Raw genomic sequence first — 17242 nt, forward strand, 5'->3', positions numbered from 1 at the left:
GGCCGCTACTGCGCCTGCGGTCGCTTCGTGCTCACCGGATTCTTGGTCTTCTTCGACTTCTTCGGCTTCGGTGCCGGCAGTTCCGCGGCCGTCAGGTCGATGAGACCCGTGAGCCAGTCGCGATCCTCCCATCGGTCGCCAGACACCCTGAAGTACAGCTTGGAACCGGGGTACGCAGGAGCCTCATCGGGCACACCGATGTAGGCGCGCCCGGCGTCTGTCGGCTTCACGAACAGCTCGTCATCGCACACGAACGCAACCGGCTTGTCGTCGAGGTACACGCAGTACTCGCCGAACATCATGCGGGTGCGCACTGTCGGCAGCGCGCTCAGCTGGTCGAGCAAGAATTCGACGGTCTCGGCTCGCGTACTCATACAGTCACGGTACTCCTCACGGCATCAGGGGCACCATGATGCCGGTCAAGATCAGCACGACCACAAGGTTCGCGAGCAATACGGTGCGAATGATCCTGCCCGTATCGGCGACCGCGCCGGGCGAGACCTGCTTCGCAAGCCCCGCGACGAGCTCGATTCGCGCCGGTGTCGCCATGATCGCAGCTCCGGTGGCCACGTTCTGCGCGCCGAGTGCGATGTTCGGATCGGCTCCTACCGTGGCGCTCGCCTCGTGGATTCCGTAGCTGACCATGGCCGAAGCGGCCGTGTTGGATCCGGTCACGTACCCGGAGACGAAGCCGACCAAGGGCATCAGCACGAGGAACCATCCACCGAGCAGTGCGGACGACACCGCGAGTGCTTCGGTCATCCCCGATGCAGCGAGCAGCGCACCGAACGCCACGTAGAGCATGGTCACGAAGCACACGGGCGCCCAGACCCTGACCCCTTGGATAGCCGCGGCCACCACATCGGCCCGTGCCATACGAAAGACGACCGGAGTAATGGCGGCTGTCACGGTGAGCCACAGACCTGGGCTCGTGACCATCGAGTGCCACTCGCCGAGATCGACGATCGCGGCGATCCCGATGACTGCGAGCATGACGCCGATCAGCAGCGCGTAGGGCAGGAAGGCCAGGCCGACTTCGCGGGTGAAGCGCGGCGGGCGGCCGCCTTCCCAACGCGCGAGCCCGAGCAGCGTCACCGCACCGGCGACTCCGCTGAAGATGCCTGCGAGAGCCGGGCTGATCCACGCGTTACTCGCCCACAGCACACCCCACATCACGAGCACGGTGATCGCGAGCTCACCGATCAATCGCCCGCGCATCACCGGCCCGACGCACACGAGGTAGATCGCGGATCCCATCACGAGAAGCACCGGCAACGTCAGTATCGCGGTCGCGACGCCCAAGCCGTGCAGGTCGAGATCCGCCACTTCGGCGGCAAGCAAAAGCCCTGGTCCGAGTGCTCCCCACGGATACAGCACCAGACCGAGCAGCGCCGCCGCGCCGGCCTGCGTCGCATTGAGGCCGATCCGCATGAGCAGCGGAACGACAATGATGACCCCGACGCCCCAGCCGATGATCGATTCGATGATCGGGATCACGGCGAGCGCGAACAACAATGCCGCGCGCTCCCGACCATGCGCCGCACCGGCGAGCCACCCGCTGATCGTGTCTTGCGCACCCGAGACCGAGAAGAACGCCGAGAGCACAATGCCGCCCAGCATGACGAACACGATATTGACGACCGCGGCAGTCATGGAGTGGGCGACGCCGAGCAATTCATCACCCGCGATCGGAAACCGGAACCCGAGCACGAAGACCGAAGCGATCGCGATGAGCGCAGCCGGCAGCGCACGCACGCGCAGCGCAAGCAGACCGATGAGCAGCACGATGGGTACTCCGGCGAGCAGCAGGTCGAGTGCTCCCATGCGTACCCTCCAGGTCTGTGCGCTCCCCTTCGAGCCGCAACGACGCCAGTGTGTCACTCGAGGCGCGCCCGCGCCAATCGGGCGATTGCCGGGCTGCGTGCGGCTCCACGCGCATGGGTCCATGGCAGGATCGAGGATCATGACCGTCCCCGCGTCGCACGTCCCACCACTCGCCGATCTGCCAGGTCTGCGAGACCTCCTCGATGCTGCGCGCGTGGTCGCGATCCCGACTCGCACGCGCTTCCGCGGAGTGACGGTGCGCGAGGCGGTCGTGTTCGACGGGCCAGGTGGCGCCACCGAGTTCTCTCCGTTCCCGGAGTATGCCGACGACGAAGCCTCGGCCTGGCTCGCGGCCGCGATCGACTTCGGGTGGGGCGAGGTGCCGAGGCCGCTGCGCGACTCGATCGAGGTGAACGCCACGGTGCCAGCGGTGCACGCCGAGGAGGTCGCGGCGGTGCTCGCGCGCTTTCGCGGCTGTCGTACCGCCAAGGTCAAGGTCGCAGAAAGCGGGCAGACGCTCAGCGACGACATCGCGAGGGTGCGGGCGGTGCGGGAGGCGCTGGGAGACGACGCGCTGATCCGTGTCGACGCGAACGGCGGCTGGCCAGTCGATCAGGCGCGCGAGGCGCTCACCGCGCTCTCCCAGTTCGGCCTCGACTACGCCGAGCAGCCGTGCGCGACGGTCCCCGAGCTGGCCGAGCTGCGGGGGTGGCTGGGCGGCTGCGTCCGTATCGCGGCCGACGAGAGCGTACGCAAGGCCGCCGATCCCCTCGCCGTCGCGCGCGCCGGGGCCGCCGACCTGCTGGTGATCAAAGCTCAGCCGCTCGGCGGCATCGCGAGAGCACGCGACATCGTCGAACAGGCGGGACTGCCTGTGGTGGTGTCGAGTGCGCTCGACACATCGGTCGGCATCTCGATGGGGCTGCATCTCGCTGCCACACTCCCCGGCCCGTTGAGCGGAACCCCGGCGCATCTCGCCGGGGCCTGCGGACTCGGCACCGCTGCGCTCCTCACCGGCGACGTGACCGCCGATCCGCTGCTCCCAGAGGGGGGCAGGATCGCCGTGCGCCGACCACGCCTCGACCACGCTCGGCTGGATGAGTTCGCGGCCGATCCCGAGCGCACCACCTGGTGGCTGGAGCGCATCGAGCGCTGCTACCGCCTGCTTGCGAGCTAGCCCGCCAGAGCCCAGTCATAGTATGGAAGGGATGAGCGACACCTCCGCAACCTTCATCGGCTTCCTCGTCATCGGAGGGCTGATCGCCCTGATCGGGCTGCTGATCGTCGCGATCGCACGGCCCATCGCTCGCAGCCTGCCTTCCTCCCCGGTGGTCGAGTTTCTTCCTCCGCAGCAGGGGAACATTTTTGAGCACGGCCTCGCGCTCCGCGCCGACCGTCGGGTGCTCTCAGCCGCACTCATCGACCTCGCCGTGCGCAATCGGGTGCGTGTGCTCACCACGGGCGGACGAGCCGGCCGCCGCCGCGGTCCACTGGCGATCGAGGTACGGCGCGAGGCTTCGCTGACGACCGATGAGCGATTCTTCCTCGACGCCTTCCGCCCAGGAACGATGAAACCGAGGCAGCAGCGTCGCTATCTCCGGGCTCTGGCCGACATCGGCGTCTCCGCAGAGCGGCCGGAGGATGCACCCGAAGTCATCTTCCTCAGGGGGCGCGGATCCTTCCGCCATTACCGACGCCGTCGCCTACGGCAGTTCTTCGATGCGACACGGGCACGCATGGCGACGGACGGGTTCACCCACCGACGCGAGAACTCCGTCCATCTCGTACTGCTGTCGCTGCTGTTCCTCGCGACCGCCGCCGTCGGCCTCATCATGCTGATCGGCGGAATCGTGGCGGGAGACTGGCTCTCCATCGTCGCCGTGCTCATCGACATCGCCCTCGTTCTCTGGGTGCTGACCCTCGCCCCGCCACCCCTGCTGAGATTCACTGAGAGCGGGCGGCAACTGCGACGCCACCTCTCCGGGCTGCGCAGATACATCCGGCTGAGCGAGCAGGATCGTCTGCGCATGCTCCAGTCGCCCGATGGCGCCCTGCGCACGCCAGCCGGCGCACTGACCCCAGGCGGAGCGGCCCTCGGACTCCGACCGCAGCCGGTGGTCGGCGATCCGGTCGCCCAGTCACAACTCGATCGGTTCGTGCTGATCGAGCGTCTGCTGCCCTATGCGATCCTGTTCCGGCAAGAACGGGCCTGGCAGCGGGAGTTCGAGCACCTCGGCGGCCCGATCGAAGTATCGCAGAACCTGCGCGTGCTCGGTGGCACGCTCGACGGCGTCGTGGCAGTACTGGAGGTGCTCTCCATCATCGGTCAGGTGATCCGTGTGATCGGCGGGGTGTTCTCGTTCTTCGGCCGGCTCTAGCGGGTGCGGGGCGGCTTGCCTCGCCCGGTGCTGTCTCGTACTCACTGACTTCACCCGGCACCGATTCACCCGGCACCGATTCACCGAGATCAGCCGCGTTGTTCCTTCAGTTGCGGTCAAGGAACAACGCGGCTGATCTCGATGAGGATCGCGTCCGCCCCGCCGCTACCCCTTGAGGCCGGGGAAGTCTTCCTCACGCCACTCCGACTCGATGCGCTCGCCCGCTTCGAATGCCGCGACCTCGCGGTTCCGCAGTTCGACGCGGCGAATCTTGCCGGAGGTCGTCTTCGGCAGCTCGGCGAACTCGACGCGTCGCACCCGCATGTAGGGCGGCATGGCTGCACGGGCGTGGGCGAGGATCGCGCGCGCCGTCTCAGCGTTCGGCTCGGTGCCTGCGGCGAGCGCAACATAGGCCTTCGTAACGTTGAGCCGGGTGTCGTCGGGGGCGCCCACGACCGCGGCTTCGGCGACTGCGGCATGCTCGAGCAAGGCGCTCTCAACCTCAAACGGCGAGACTTTGAAGTCGCTCGATTTGAAGATGTCGTCGGTGCGCCCGACAAACGTCAGCACCCCGCCGGCGGTGCGCTGCGCGACATCTCCCGTGTGGAAGTACCCGTCGCGCATGGCGCGCTCGGTCGCCTCCTCATTCCCGAAGTAACCGAGCATGAGGTTGCGCGGAGGTACGCGGCCCGTGAGCCGCAGGCAGATCTCGCCCTCTTCGCGTTCCTCGCCGGTCGACGGATCTATAAGGGCGACGTCGACACCGGGCAGCGGCCGTCCCATAGCCCCGGGAACAATCGCGTCGCCGGGCATCGTCGCAATGAGCGCCGTGGTCTCGGTCTGCCCGTAGCCGTCGCGGATCTCAAGCCCCCACCACTCACGGATGCGAGCGATCACCTCGGGGTTGAGCGGCTCACCCGCAGAGACGACCTCTCGCAGCGCGCTCGGCTTCTGCTCGAGGTCTGCCTGGATGAGCATGCGCCAGACCGTCGGCGGGGCGCAGAACGTGCTGACTCCGGCGCGCTCGAGCTCGGCGACGAGCTTCGCCGCGTCGAAGCGGGTGTAGTTCGAAACGAAGATCGTGGCTCCGACGTGCCAAGGGCCGAAGAAGCTCGACCACGCATGCTTCGCCCAGCCGGGCGCGCTGATGACGGAGTGGACGTCTCCGGGGCGCACGCCGATCCACGAGAGCGTGGTGAGGTGACCGGCAGGGTAACTGGTGTGGGAGTGGACGACGATCTTCGGCAGGCTGGTCGTGCCCGAGGTGAAGTAGATGAGCGCGGGATCCGCACTCTGGGTCCGCTTCTCGACTGGTGCGAGGGACGCCGCGCTCGACTCCTCGTAGCGCAGCCAGTCGTAGAGCGCGGCGCGCTGATCCTGGCTTCCGGCATCGAAGCCAACACCGATACCGCGGTACTCCCCCGGCACGTCCGCGAACTTCACGGCGTCCTCCGGCCCGGCGAACACGAAGCGCACTTGCCCGCGGGTGACTCGATCGACGAGCTCGTGGGTGCCGAGCACGACCGAGGTCGGCAGGATCACGACGCCGATCTTGAGCGCGGCGAGCATGATCTCCCACAGCTCCACGCGGTTGCCCAGCATGAGCATGGCGACGTCTCCGCGCTGCGCACCGTTCGCGAGCAGCCAGTTCGCGACCTGATCGCTGCGCTGCTTCAACTGTGCGAAGGAGCGCTTCACCTCGGTCCGAGTGGATCCCGCGGCATCGTCCTCGGCGATCCAGAGCGCAATCGTGTCATTGCCCTCGGCGATGCGATCAAAGACGTCGTGCGCCCAGTTGAATGCGTCGCCGAGATCGGGCCACACGAAGTGCTCGCGAGCGTTGCCCGGATCCTCAGCGAGCTCGAGCAGGTGATCTCGTGCCGCAAGGAACGCAGCACCTCCGTCGATATGATTCATGCCCTCAACCTCCCTGGCCCTCGATCCACCGCCTCAGGCCGCACGCGTCAGCTCTGGAATACCGTGTGCAGCGAGAGCCCGTCAAGGGTCTCTCGCCCACCGAGGCCGGCGATCTCGAAGAGTACCGCACTGCCCACGACGGTGTAGCCGAGCTGCGTCATCAGTTGCTCTGCGGCCTTCAGCGTGCCACCCGTTGCGAGCACGTCGTCGATGAGGAGCACGCGCGTTCCCGGATCGAAATCGGCGTGCGCTTCGATCACCGCCGTGCCGTACTCGAGCGCATACTCGACGGACGCGGCGGGCTGCGGCAGCTTGCCGACCTTGCGAATGGGCATCAGGCCGGCGCCGCTCGCATAGGCCGCGGCACTCGCGAACAGGAATCCGCGCGCCTCCAACCCTGCTATGACATCGAACTCGCCCGCGAACGGGGCGATCAGCGCATCGACGGTCGCCCGGAAGGCGGGGCCATCGCCCAGCACCGGGGTGATGTCGCGAAAAAGGATGCCCGGCGCGGGGTAATCGGGGATCTCGCGGATCAAGCCCTCGGCGCGCACGAGTTCGGCAGACATGCCACTCTCGTCGACGGTTTGATCGGAGGTCTCTGACATCGCTGGTCCTTCACTATCGGGGGTGCGGCAACGCTCTCGTGCGTAGCCGAGGGACGCCGATCAAGCGTACCCTGAGCGATGCGAGTCGATTTTTGTTTTCGGTCGACTTCGGGTAATGTTTTCCGAGTTGGGAAACCGACGTGCGCCCCTAGCTCAGCTGGATAGAGCATCTGACTACGGATCAGAAGGTCGGGGGTTCGAATCCCTCGGGGCGCGCTTTTGTGATGAGTCGGGACATGTGTCTCAGATGAGTCGCCTCCTGCAGCACCAAGAACCGCGCGACTGCGGAAATGCATCACCTGTCGGCCTGAACCGCTGGATCAGCCGGAGGCAAAGCACACCGCCCCGGTACGGGCAGGGTGTGTACGCGATCTGATCGATCATCCGATCCGCACCCATCCTGGGGCCGCACCGAAGCACATGCTTCTTTTCGAACAGCCGATAGCGCCAAGCTGAGGAGCCGCATCACCCGGCCGGCAACAGACCCCGAAACATCAAGGCCCCCTTCGCGGGCGGCCCATGTTCAAAGGCACACCACCGTGAGATGACTTGGCGCCAATGTCGGGCGCCCTCATCTTTCTACACGACCTCCGTAGTCCAACCGAAGATATCCTCAGCCGTGCCCCGCTGAATGCCGAGAAGCCGTTCGCGGATTTCTTGCGCAACTCCGCCTAGGCTTCCATCTCCGACAGTCCAGGCCTCGTCCTGAGTATGCACTGAGCCGATCGAGACCAGCACTGCAGCGGTACCGCAAGCAAAGGCTTCGAGAAGTTCACCGCTCCGAGCCATTTCGCGCCAGTCATCCAGGGAGATCCTGGTCTCTTCTACACGGAGACCGAGCTTCGGAGCGAGTTCGATGATGCTTCGTCTCGTGATGCCGGGAAGGAACGTGCCGGTGAGCGCCGGCGTGAGCAGAGTAATCCCGTCCCCCCGATCGGCAACCAGGAAGAGGTTCATAGCTCCCGCTTCCTCGATCCACTTCTGTTCGGCGGCATCGAGCCAAACCACCTGGTCGCAGCCATGATCCGAACTCGCACGAAGCCCCAGTAAGGCCCCTGCATAGTTCGCACCTGCCTTGACATCCCCGATGCCGCCTCGCGCGGCACGCACGTAGTGCTCTTCGACCCACACCGAGATGGCTTTCTGTTCACCGCCGAACCACCCAGCAGTCGGAGATGCTATGACCGCGAAGGTATACGTGGAGGACGCCTTGCCCGCCCCCAGAACAGTGTCGGTCGCGAACGCGAAGGGCCGAATATACAGCGACTGACCCGGGCCGCTCGGAACCCACCCGGCGTCCGCCCGTACCAGCCGCTTCACTGCGGCAACGAATAGTTCAGTGGGCATCTCAGGCATGGCGAGGCGGCGCAACGAACTGTTAAACCTCTCAGCATGCTGTTCGACTCGGAAGAGCGCCACGCTCCCGTCATCGCGTGCATGCGCTTTCAGCCCCTCGAACACCTCCTGCGCGTAATGCAGCACAGCGCTCGCCGGGTGCAATGAGAATTCTCTCAACGGGCCGACAGTGGGCGAGTGCCACCCCGCCTCGTCCGTGTACTCGATCGTCACCATGTGGTCAGTGAATGTCTGACCGAACCGTGGATCGCGCAAGAGTTCCTCTCGGAGCGCTGTCGAAGCCGGATCGGGGTGCGCAACTACGGTGAAAGCAGAATCATCCGTCCATGAACTGACGGTCATCACGATCTCCTCAAGATCTCTGCAGGGAAAGGCCGGTGGTCATTCACGCGGCCACGACTCGGGATCAGAAGATCTCGTCGAGCGAAGGATAGTTCTCCACACGGAAGACCTCGACCTGCGGGCTCCGCTGTTGCACGAGGATTGCCCCGTCCACCACCAGGGTGCTTCCCGTCATATATGCGGCGTCATCGGAAGCGAGGAACGCTGCCGGGCCCGCGAGATCCTCCGGCGTTCCGCCTCTTCCCCAGGGCACCGTACGGTCGCGCACTTCGGCTGCCGGGCCTTCCAGATGTTCGGGTCGCGAAGCGATGAGGCCCGGAACGATAGCATTCACGCGAATTTTATACGGGGCAAGTTCTAGAGCCAGTGCACGGGTCATTCCTTCGACTCCCCCCTTGGACGCGTCGTATGCCACCATTCCCCGATGAGCGCGAGTAGCACCGCCGCTCGACATGTTGATGATCGTTCCTCCACCAGCACGCGCCATGATCGGCGCAGCTTTTCGAATGGTGAGGAACTGGCTCTTCAGATTGGTGTCCTGGAAATGATCCCACCAGGCTTCATCCGTCGTGAGGAAGTGCTTCAGGACGGTCACATCACCGGCATTATTCACGAGAATGTCGATCTGGCCGAATTTCTCTATCGTGGCATCGATCAGATGAGAAATCTGCTCCGAGGACTTGACATCACACGTCACGGCGTACGCCGTACCACCATCAGCATTGATCTGATCTGCTGCTTGCTCGGCTGCTTCACCATTGAGGTCCGAGAGCACTACTGACGCCCCCTCGGCCGAGTATCGCCTGGCGATCGCCAGGCCGATACCGTGAGCCGCACCGGTGATCACGGCAACCTTGCCAATAAACCGCTTCATATCTGACACGTTTTCTCCTTGGTTGTTGAGTGAGGAACTTAAACTCCGTGGCATCGCTAAATAATCAGAGCTTCGACCCGGTCGACCCCCTCAGCGAAGCGACGGGCGCTCATCTGCGAAAGGTCGAGCGTCGGCTCGAGATCCGAAACGAGCTCAGCTAGATGCTCACCGACGGCCGGTGATTGCATGAAACCATGCCCCGAGAAACCCGTCGCGTAGAACAATCCCGAAATCTCAGAGGCGCCGACCATCGCATTCCGATCAGGACTCATGTCATAGTTTCCCGACCAAGACGTCTGGATCGATGCATCCTCCAATGAAGGAAGTCGCTTCATGGCGTACTCCGAAAGCGATTCGAGATCACCCTCAGGGCCTGAGAAAATAAGGCCCTCGCCTTCTCGGTGGAAATAGAAGTTGGTCGCGACATCGACTGTGAGCGGGGCGCGTGCGGGAACACCCACCGCATTCCCGCTGAAATAGATCGTGCGGGCCTCGGCGGAGACCGGGAGATCAAGGCCTACCGACGCCGCGAGATCACGACTCTGAACGCCTGCAGCGATCACTACTCGACGCGTACGGATGATCTCCCGAGAAGTACGCACACCCGATACGCCTACAGAGTCACAAAGGATCTCAAGAACAGGAGCGTTCGTCTCGATCCTCCCACCACCGCGACGCGCGGCCGACGCATAGCCCTGCACCACAGATTCCGGAACCGCATACCCCTCAATCGGGCAGAATGACGCGCCGACCAGGTCATCGACGGAGAGGCCGGGAAGAAGTTCCCGAATGCCGTCGACGCCCAGGATCTCGGTAGGAGCGCCGAGTGCCCGTTGAGCAGCCGCAGATGCGCGGAACCGTTCCAAGTCACTCGCGCTATTAATGGCAAAGAGATACCCGACCTGCTGAAAACCACTCGGCACTCCCGTACGTTCTTCGAAAGACTGGAACTCCTGAATAGACCGCAGAACGATACGAGTATTCAGCTCATCACTGTGTTGCACCCGGACCCCGCCGGCGGCTTTGCTCGTGGATCCGCTACCCAGGGTCTCAGACTCGAGCAGGACCACATCCGCGATACCCATACGGACAAGGTGGTAGAGGGTGCTCGTGCCGATGCATCCACCACCAATTACAACTGCATCTGCAGTACGCATCTCAATGGCCCCAATCTTGATGTGACGAGGAAACAGTTCTGCACCCTCGAGTCAGTGCGTTGCAGTGAGCACTTCGGGGCGCACTATCTCGAGCGCCGGGAGCCGGAGAGCTCCCCGCTTCGTCGCCCCTCTTCTTCAGAAACCGGGCCCGGCCGGCGCTCCTGGACTTCATACCTCTCACCACTGGTTACTCGGGAGAATCGCGACAGTTCTTGAGACGCCGCGTCCTTCTGCAAGCATACGAGCGACAGCAGATTCCTTCGCTTCGTATCGAGTTCCGATTTTTCTTCCGACCGCTTCGTAACGCAAAGCGCCTGCGGGCGCGACGGCCTTTCCCTCTTCGGTGCCCCGACGGGGCGCGCCGGTATGAGCAGTGCCGACAACGCCGAACTCGTCCAGAACAGTCGACCCGGTACTCACCAGGTCCGTGATCCCAAGGAACCCTGCAGTCGCTGAGGCCCCGGACATCAGTTTCCGAACCGCAGCAATGTGATGACTATGTGTCGTCCGGAGTGGCCCAAGTCGGGCTCCTACAAGTTCTTGTTCCGTCGCCACACGCTGCCCCTTCGCACTCTTGCCGGTGATTGTTCAACACGTTACACTAATCATCGAACAATACAAGGTAACGACGGGCGCAATCTTCTGAACCCGAGAAGCACCTTCACCTCGTTCCTCCAACGCTGTGCTCCGCCGCCGTGCGAGAGTCATGTACCTATCCGGGAAGGAAACTCATGAGAGTGCAACCAGCCGTCATCAACGGCGAAATGGTAGGAACCGAGGGAGGCGACTACATCGACGTCCTCGACCCCTCTACGGGAGAGATCATCGGATCCACGGTGCGAGGCACGACCGAGCACATCGATGCCGCGGTCCAGGCCGCAAGGGCCGCGTCCGTCACGTGGTCGAGCACACCCACAGTAGACCGGTCGCGCATTCTGCGAAACATCGGCGTTCGGATCCAGGAAGAGCGAGAGGAACTGGCGTTCCTGGAGAGCCAGGACACCGGCAAGCCGCTCTCTCAAGCGCGTGCCGATGTCGATGTCGCAGCACGATACTTCGAGTTCTACGCGAACACGATCGAGGCTTTCTCCGGTACGAGCCTACCCGCTAATGGTGACTTCGTAGCGGAGACGAGACATGTACCGTTCGGGGTGACGGGCCACATCATCCCCTGGAACTATCCGCTGCAGATAGGTTGCCGTACGGTGGCTCCCGCTATCGCGGTTGGCAATTGCTCAGTCGTGAAGCCCGCAGAGGACGCACCGCTTTCCGTCGTAAGGCTCGCACAACTGGCGCTCGAAGCGGGTCTGCCCGCCGGCGTGCTGAACGTCGTACCGGGCCTGGGAAGCGAGGCGGGCGCTGCGCTATCGAGGCACCCGGGGATTGATCACCTGTCGTTCACCGGATCCGCGCCGGTCGGCATCACCGTTGCGCAAGCAGCTGCCGAGAATGTGACCCCGGTTGCGCTCGAGCTTGGAGGCAAGTCACCAAATATCGTCTTCAACGATGCGGATCTCGATGTGGCCGTTCCCGTGATAGTGAAGTCGATGATCCAGAATGCCGGCCAGACATGTTCCGCCGGATCTCGCATTCTGGTTCAACGGGAGATCCATGAGGAAGTCGTCAGCCGCCTTGAACGCTCCCTCGCGAAGATCTCAATCGGAGAGGGGCGCGGAGACCCGGATCTCGGTCCGCTTATCTCTCAGAAGCAGCTCGCACGCGTGACTGAGATCGTGTCTCGGGCGCAGGCGAGCTCAGCGCGACAGATCGGCGGTCCCGGCAATATCGATGTACCCCAGTCCGGGTTCTTCTTCCCTCCGACGATATTCGTCGATGTCGCCCCCGAAGAGGAGATTGCACGCGAAGAAGTGTTCGGACCAGTCGCCGCGCTCACGGTATTCGACTCCGTCGAGGACGCGGTTCGGCTGGCGAATGGCACCGACTATGGCTTGATCGCCGCGGTCTGGACCACCAACGTGAATATCGCGCACGCTCTGAGCAACGAAGTCACAGCCGGACAGATCTACATCAATACTTACGGCGCAGGCGGTGGAGTCGAGTACGCATTCGGCGGCTTCAAGAAGTCGGGGTACGGGCGGGAGAAGGGCTTCGAAGCACTCCAGGAGTACTGCCAGACCAAATCGATCGTGACAAAGATCCTCCGATGACCGGCTTCGACGCTGCGCCATCAATGCCCAGAGCACAGCGCGTATCGGATCTGCGACCAGAAGGGATGCACATGAATTCAAGAGAGTTGTCCGATGCGATCGCACAAGAACTGGCACGGGCAGGCGTAGACCGGCTCTTCGGCATGCCGGGGGGTGGCAACAACCTCAATCTCATTGCTGCCGCCTCCGACTCAGGCATTCCATTTGTCCTCGCTCATCATGAAACCTCAGCGGCGATCATGGCGAGTGTCTACGGCGACCTCTCCGACGTGCCGGGAGTCTGCGTTGTGACGCGTGGGCCCGGCGCAGCGAATGCTGCGAACGGTGTGGCAAATGCGCAGCTCGATCGGCAGGCGCTCTTGCTCATCACAGACACGGTGAGCGCTGCTGACACCGAGCGCATCGCACACCAGCGACTGGATCAACGAGCGCTCTTCGGACCACTGACCAAGTGGAACGCGACCGTTGGAGGGTTCGGGGACCCTGCGGCTACCACTCGACAGGCCTTGCGAACGGCTGTGAACGCCCCTCGGGGTGCCGTACATCTCGACTTCGATCCCTCGGCTGATGCCACCGCACCCGCGGAGGCGAGCACCTCAGTCTCATCGATGGAGAACGACCTGCAACGCGCAATCGATCTTGCCCGGGAGGCCAGACGCCCGGTGTTCGTTCTCGGCGTCGGTGCTCGGCAATCTGCCGCGCCGTTGCGCGCAGTACTCTCGGCGACGGACGCTCCCGTTCTGTCTACCTACCGCGCTAAGGGCGTCATCCCAGATTCCTGGGAGAACTATGCCGGCATCATGACGGGCGCGACCACCGAAGGACCCGTACTGGAGGCGGCAGACCTCATCGTGCTGGTGGGTATGGACACAGTCGAACTCATCCCGAACCAGTGGGAGTACAGTGCCCCCGTTGTCTCACTCGCAAGTTGGGCCGAGACAAGCCCGTATCTTCAGGCTGAGGTCGAGGTCGTCGGCGACCTGGCGATCCTCATTCAGCGCCTGGGCGAGTGTCTGCCAGAGACCACCTGGCCAAGCGGTTTCGCATCAGATCATCGATCTACCGAGCTCGCGACATTCTACGAAGCCGGACGAGACGAAGTCGCCACCGGAGCCATTGCGCCGCAGGATGTCGTCGCGTCCTCCCGTGCAATTGCGCCGGCCGGTTCCATCGCTACCGTGGACGCAGGAGCCCACATGTTCCCCTCAACCATGCTCTGGGAAGTCGAGAACCCCGACGAGCTATTGATCTCAAGCGGACTAGCGACAATGGGGTTCGCATTGCCGGCTGCAATTGCGGCAGGGCTCGCGCGCCCCGGGCGCCGGGTGGTGAGCTTCACGGGCGACGGAGGCTTGGGTATGTGCATCGGGGAACTCGAGACTCTTGCGCGCCTCGACCTTGATGTGACGGTAGTCGTCTTCAACGATGCAACATTAAGCCTCATTGACATCAAAGCGATTCGGGGCGATGACCCGGAGAAGAAATCCGTGAAATTCACTCATACGGACTTCGCTCGCGTCGCCGAGGGTTACGGCCTCCAGGCTTACACAGTGCGCACAGGATCGGAGCTCCGCACGGCGCTGGAATCGTCGTTCGCGCACCGCGGGCCTTCGCTCATCGACGTCACTGTCGATCCGAATGGCTATCCGCAGGTCATGAATGCCGTTCGGGGCAAACGGTGAGCATGCACACACGGAGGGGCGGAGCTCGTGGACAACGAGTTCTCCGGCCCGTGCGCTCCACGCATATCAGAACTGAAGGGGGCGTAGCTCACGGCTTGGCTCCGAAACAGGATGAAGGCCATCGCTGAGGCGCTCGGTGCTATGCCGATGCAGTTGGCCGCGGAGCAACGGCTCAAAGCCAATGGCAGTTTTCGACGGCCACTATCCTGCGGGTCAGCGGAAGGGTTCGGTCTTGGAGGCGCCGTTGATCGTCGCAGCCAGGAGTCAGGCTAGGGAGGAGCTAACTGCGGTCACCGGATACCGACGGCCTACTCTTCCCGGTTCCATCCATCTCGGCAACCTCATCAGCGAGGCTCCCCAGATAGAGTTCGATGACCTTCGGATCCTTCAACAAGGCCTCACCGGATCCTTCGTAGGCGGTACGACCTTGTTCGAGCACATAGGCGCGGTCGCAGACCTGGAGGCAGCGCCGCGCGTTCTGTTCGACCATGATCACGCACACACCGGACGACCGGATATCATGCACTCGGAGAAATGCTTCATCTTGACGCACCGGGGATAGGCCTGCGGAGGGCTCGTCCAGTAGCAGCACGGTCGGCTCGCTCATCAGAGCTCTCCCCATTGCGACCAGCTGGCGCTCTCCTCCTGATAGTGCGCCGGCGCGACGCTTTGCGATCCTCGTGAGTTCAGGAAGTGTTTCCATGACCCGGTCGTAGCGCTCAGCGAACTTCTTCGGCGACAGATGAGCTCCGAGCTCAAGATTCTCGTGAACAGTCATAGGCGGGAATACGTTCTCGGTCTGCGGCACAAACGCCAGCCCCGCCTGCACCAGCCTGTTGGGAGCAGCATTCGTCACATCCTGCTGTGAGATCGTCACCGAGCCGCTACGAATACTCACGAGGCCGAAGATCGCCTTGAGCAAGGTTGATTTTCCCGCACCGTTCGGTCCGACGATGCCCACAAGCTCACCATCAGAAGCGTGCATCGAACTTCCTTGAAGAATGTCGACACCCGGGAGGTAACCTCCGAACACACTGTCTACGACAACCCTCGTTGACGCGAGTTGCTGCGCCGGCGTCGCCGAGTCGATCACAGTTGACTGGTTCATGACTGAGCTCCCGGAGTTCGTCGTGCCTGGCGCTGCGCGATGACATCACGCAGATCTACATCATGATGAGTACCGAGGTACGCGTCGACCACAGCTTGATCGGTCAGCGTTTCATGCGGAGTACCTTGGGCAACAAGTTTGCCGTCTGCCATTACGACCACGTGACCCGCCATCCGCTTCACCACATGCATATCGTGCTCAACGAAGAGCACCTCGATCCCTTCTTCTGGAAGTCGCATGATGTGCTCGACCAGCGTTTGCGTGAGAGCGGGATTGACTCCCGCCATCGGTTCATCAAGCATGAGGAGCTTAGGACGTGCCATAAGCGCCCGAGCCATCTCGAGCAGCTTCCGCTGACCGCCGGAAAGACTGGCCGCATAGTCGTCCTGTTTCGCTTCGAGTCCAAAGCGCGCCAGTAGCTCCCGTGCCCGCTGGAGATACTCGCGGTGCTCTGCGATCCAGAGGGGGCGCAGCAGCGCTTGATCCAGTCGTTCTCCGCGCTGTCTTGATCCGAGCAGCATATTCTGCAGCACGGTCACCTTGCCGAGCACCTTAGTGAGCTGGAATGTCCGTACCATCCCAAGTCTTGCGATCTGATAGGCGTGCTTGCCTTGCAAGGGCTGGCCGTTGAATGACCATTTGCCAGCATTCGGGGTGTCGAAGCCAGTGAGCAGATTGAAGAGCGTCGTCTTACCCGCACCATTCGGGCCGATCAGGGCCGAGATCTTTCCTCGAGGTACTTCGAGATAAGGGATGTCGACGGCGGTGAATCCACCGAATCTGCGGACTACTCCCTCAGCACGGATCAGTGGAACCTCGACGGCTACGTCATGTGCGGTCAAAGGAAAGCTCCTTCCGGTTGCCAAACAGACCCTGAGGTCTGAAGAAGATCAGCAGTACGAGGGCAAGTCCAACGAGTACATACCGGAGTTGCGCCGCGTCAGCGAAGAAAGCCAGTGCCCCCGATGAGGACCCAAGCACGATGAGTCGATCAGTAAATTGGAGGAGCACCCAGAAGAGCATTGACCCGACGATCGGCCCGAACACCGTCGCTGCACCTCCCAGGAGCACGATGGTGTACAGGTTGAACGTCATTCGCGTCGCATAGTCTGGTGGATACACAGATCCGGGCATCACATAGAGGATCCCCGCGATGGCGCCGATCAATCCACCAATGATAAGCGCCTGCATCTTGATGGATGTGACATTCTTCCCCAGGCTCCGCATTGCCGCCTCGTCCTCGCGAACGCCCTTCAGGGTGAGCCCCCAAGGACTCCGAATGAGCAACCAGAGCACGAAGGCGACGACGGCTACGATCACCCAGGTGACGAGCGACCACCAGAGAGAGGTCGTCGTCAATGTCCAGGGGCCAATCGAGACTCGTCCCTCCCCGAACGGGTTGAACGCAGCGAGTTCCGATGAGTAGTCAGTGCCCTGGGACGGGTTGTTCGAGATGCCCTGCGGCCCTCCCGTAATCGTGCCGAACACTGAAGAATTCATGGTGTACCGGAATATCTCCGCAGCGGCGATCGTGACGATTGCTAAGTAGTCTCCGCGCAGACGTAGCGTAGGGATGCCGAGCAACAGCGCGAAGAGGACCGCTGCGAACATCGAGATGAGCAACCCTACCGGCCACGGAGCGCCGAACTGCACGACCGGAATAGCGAAGCCGTACGCACCTATGGCCACAAATCCTGCTTGTCCGAAATTGAGCAGTCCGGTGTAGCCGAAATGCACATTCAGTCCGATTGCGGCGAGCGCAAATGCTGCAGTGATGGGCGAGAGGATCTGCCCAAACGACCCAATGATGATGTTGAGAAGATCCATA

The 17242-nt window shown here is 62.9% G+C and carries 14 protein-coding genes and 1 tRNA gene; 5 read left to right on the plus strand and 10 right to left on the minus strand.

All coding sequences use genetic code 11. The features are described from left to right. Nucleotides 1–5: 5 nt before the first annotated feature. Together ACUYV6_RS09200 and ACUYV6_RS09205 are read right to left on the minus strand one after the other, a co-directional pair. Nucleotides 6–374, minus strand: a complete 369-nt coding sequence (locus tag ACUYV6_RS09200) for a TfoX/Sxy family protein (protein ID WP_449278363.1) — start codon at nt 372–374, stop codon at nt 6–8. A 16-nt stretch (nt 375–390) separates the two neighbouring features. After that, nucleotides 391–1824 carry an L-lactate permease gene (locus ACUYV6_RS09205; protein ID WP_449278364.1) on the minus strand — a complete coding sequence of 478 codons (1434 nt, stop codon included), beginning with the start codon at nt 1822–1824 and terminating at the stop codon, nt 391–393. 139 nt (nt 1825–1963) lie between these two features. Here ACUYV6_RS09205 and ACUYV6_RS09210 point away from each other — a divergent pair, with 139 nt between their 5' ends. Continuing rightward, nucleotides 1964–3001, plus strand: a complete 1038-nt coding sequence (locus ACUYV6_RS09210) for an o-succinylbenzoate synthase (protein ID WP_449278365.1) — start codon at nt 1964–1966, stop codon at nt 2999–3001. Between the two features lie 31 nt (nt 3002–3032). Then, nucleotides 3033–4202, plus strand: coding sequence for a DUF2207 family protein (locus ACUYV6_RS09215; RefSeq protein ID WP_449278366.1), 1170 nt, complete (start codon nt 3033–3035; stop codon nt 4200–4202). 165 nt (nt 4203–4367) lie between these two features. Here ACUYV6_RS09215 and ACUYV6_RS09220 read toward each other — a convergent pair whose 3' ends face one another. After that, nucleotides 4368–6119 (minus strand): AMP-binding protein, encoded by a 1752-nt coding sequence (locus tag ACUYV6_RS09220; protein ID WP_449278367.1) that lies wholly within the window; start codon nt 6117–6119, stop codon nt 4368–4370. A 47-nt stretch (nt 6120–6166) separates the two neighbouring features. Then, nucleotides 6167–6727, minus strand: coding sequence for an adenine phosphoribosyltransferase (locus ACUYV6_RS09225; protein WP_449278368.1), 561 nt, complete (start codon nt 6725–6727; stop codon nt 6167–6169). Nucleotides 6728–6869: 142 nt separating this feature from the next. Between ACUYV6_RS09225 and ACUYV6_RS09230 the strand changes: the two genes are divergently transcribed. Continuing rightward, nucleotides 6870–6943, plus strand: a tRNA-Arg gene (locus ACUYV6_RS09230). A gap of 363 nt (nt 6944–7306) precedes the next feature. Here ACUYV6_RS09230 and ACUYV6_RS09235 read toward each other — a convergent pair. The 3 genes from ACUYV6_RS09235 to ACUYV6_RS09245 all read right to left on the minus strand — a co-directional run bounded on the left by ACUYV6_RS09235 (nt 7307) and on the right by ACUYV6_RS09245 (nt 10456). Continuing rightward, the gene (locus tag ACUYV6_RS09235; protein WP_449278369.1) at nt 7307–8425 is read right to left on the minus strand and encodes a branched-chain amino acid aminotransferase; all 1119 of its coding nucleotides are present in this window, start codon (nt 8423–8425) and stop codon (nt 7307–7309) included. A 64-nt stretch (nt 8426–8489) separates the two neighbouring features. Beyond that, on the minus strand, nt 8490–9299 hold the full coding sequence (locus tag ACUYV6_RS09240) for an SDR family NAD(P)-dependent oxidoreductase (protein WP_449278528.1): 810 nt from the start codon (nt 9297–9299) through the stop codon (nt 8490–8492). A 56-nt stretch (nt 9300–9355) separates the two neighbouring features. Further along, nucleotides 9356–10456 (minus strand): NAD(P)/FAD-dependent oxidoreductase, encoded by a 1101-nt coding sequence (locus ACUYV6_RS09245; RefSeq protein WP_449278370.1) that lies wholly within the window; start codon nt 10454–10456, stop codon nt 9356–9358. A 731-nt stretch (nt 10457–11187) separates the two neighbouring features. Here ACUYV6_RS09245 and ACUYV6_RS09250 point away from each other — a divergent pair. Both ACUYV6_RS09250 and ACUYV6_RS09255 read left to right on the plus strand, forming a co-directional pair. Then, entirely contained in the window at nt 11188–12624 is a 1437-nt protein-coding gene (locus ACUYV6_RS09250; protein WP_449278371.1) for an aldehyde dehydrogenase family protein, read from the plus strand. Between the two features lie 71 nt (nt 12625–12695). Then, on the plus strand, nt 12696–14306 hold the full coding sequence (locus tag ACUYV6_RS09255) for a thiamine pyrophosphate-binding protein (RefSeq protein ID WP_449278372.1): 1611 nt from the start codon (nt 12696–12698) through the stop codon (nt 14304–14306). A 280-nt stretch (nt 14307–14586) separates the two neighbouring features. Here the strand turns inward: ACUYV6_RS09255 and ACUYV6_RS09260 are convergent, their stop codons facing one another. The 3 genes from ACUYV6_RS09260 to ACUYV6_RS09270 are packed head-to-tail and all read right to left on the minus strand — an operon-like array spanning nt 14587 to nt 17241. Continuing rightward, on the minus strand, nt 14587–15414 hold the full coding sequence (locus ACUYV6_RS09260; RefSeq protein ID WP_449278373.1) for an ABC transporter ATP-binding protein: 828 nt from the start codon (nt 15412–15414) through the stop codon (nt 14587–14589). Next, nucleotides 15411–16256: an ABC transporter ATP-binding protein gene (locus ACUYV6_RS09265; protein ID WP_449278374.1), complete on the minus strand. Its 846-nt coding sequence runs from the start codon at nt 16254–16256 to the stop codon at nt 15411–15413. Before ACUYV6_RS09265 ends, ACUYV6_RS09260 begins: the two co-directional genes overlap by 4 nt. Beyond that, entirely contained in the window at nt 16243–17241 is a 999-nt protein-coding gene (locus ACUYV6_RS09270; protein ID WP_449278375.1) for a branched-chain amino acid ABC transporter permease, read from the minus strand. Before ACUYV6_RS09270 ends, ACUYV6_RS09265 begins: the two co-directional genes overlap by 14 nt. Nucleotide 17242: the final 1 nt, after the last annotated feature.

This window comes from Leucobacter sp. GX24907, from assembly GCF_053567335.1.

Excerpts from the sequence above, each read along its gene's own strand:
- ACUYV6_RS09225 (WP_449278368.1), bottom strand. The coding sequence starts at position 6,727 with ATGTCAGAGACCTCCGATCAAACCGTCGACGAGAGTGGCATGTCTGCC.
- ACUYV6_RS09240 (WP_449278528.1), bottom strand. The coding sequence starts at position 9,299 with ATGAAGCGGTTTATTGGCAAGGTTGCCGTGATCACCGGTGCGGCTCAC.
- ACUYV6_RS09205 (WP_449278364.1), bottom strand. The coding sequence starts at position 1,824 with ATGGGAGCACTCGACCTGCTGCTCGCCGGAGTACCCATCGTGCTGCTC.
- ACUYV6_RS09220 (WP_449278367.1), bottom strand. The coding sequence starts at position 6,119 with ATGAATCATATCGACGGAGGTGCTGCGTTCCTTGCGGCACGAGATCAC.
- ACUYV6_RS09235 (WP_449278369.1), bottom strand. The coding sequence starts at position 8,425 with ATGACCGTCAGTTCATGGACGGATGATTCTGCTTTCACCGTAGTTGCG.
- ACUYV6_RS09255 (WP_449278372.1), top strand. The coding sequence starts at position 12,696 with ATGAATTCAAGAGAGTTGTCCGATGCGATCGCACAAGAACTGGCACGG.
- ACUYV6_RS09250 (WP_449278371.1), top strand. The coding sequence starts at position 11,188 with ATGAGAGTGCAACCAGCCGTCATCAACGGCGAAATGGTAGGAACCGAG.
- ACUYV6_RS09270 (WP_449278375.1), bottom strand. The coding sequence starts at position 17,241 with ATGGATCTTCTCAACATCATCATTGGGTCGTTTGGGCAGATCCTCTCG.
- ACUYV6_RS09210 (WP_449278365.1), top strand. The coding sequence starts at position 1,964 with ATGACCGTCCCCGCGTCGCACGTCCCACCACTCGCCGATCTGCCAGGT.
- ACUYV6_RS09215 (WP_449278366.1), top strand. The coding sequence starts at position 3,033 with ATGAGCGACACCTCCGCAACCTTCATCGGCTTCCTCGTCATCGGAGGG.
- ACUYV6_RS09245 (WP_449278370.1), bottom strand. The coding sequence starts at position 10,456 with ATGCGTACTGCAGATGCAGTTGTAATTGGTGGTGGATGCATCGGCACG.
- ACUYV6_RS09200 (WP_449278363.1), bottom strand. The coding sequence starts at position 374 with ATGAGTACGCGAGCCGAGACCGTCGAATTCTTGCTCGACCAGCTGAGC.
- ACUYV6_RS09260 (WP_449278373.1), bottom strand. The coding sequence starts at position 15,414 with ATGAACCAGTCAACTGTGATCGACTCGGCGACGCCGGCGCAGCAACTC.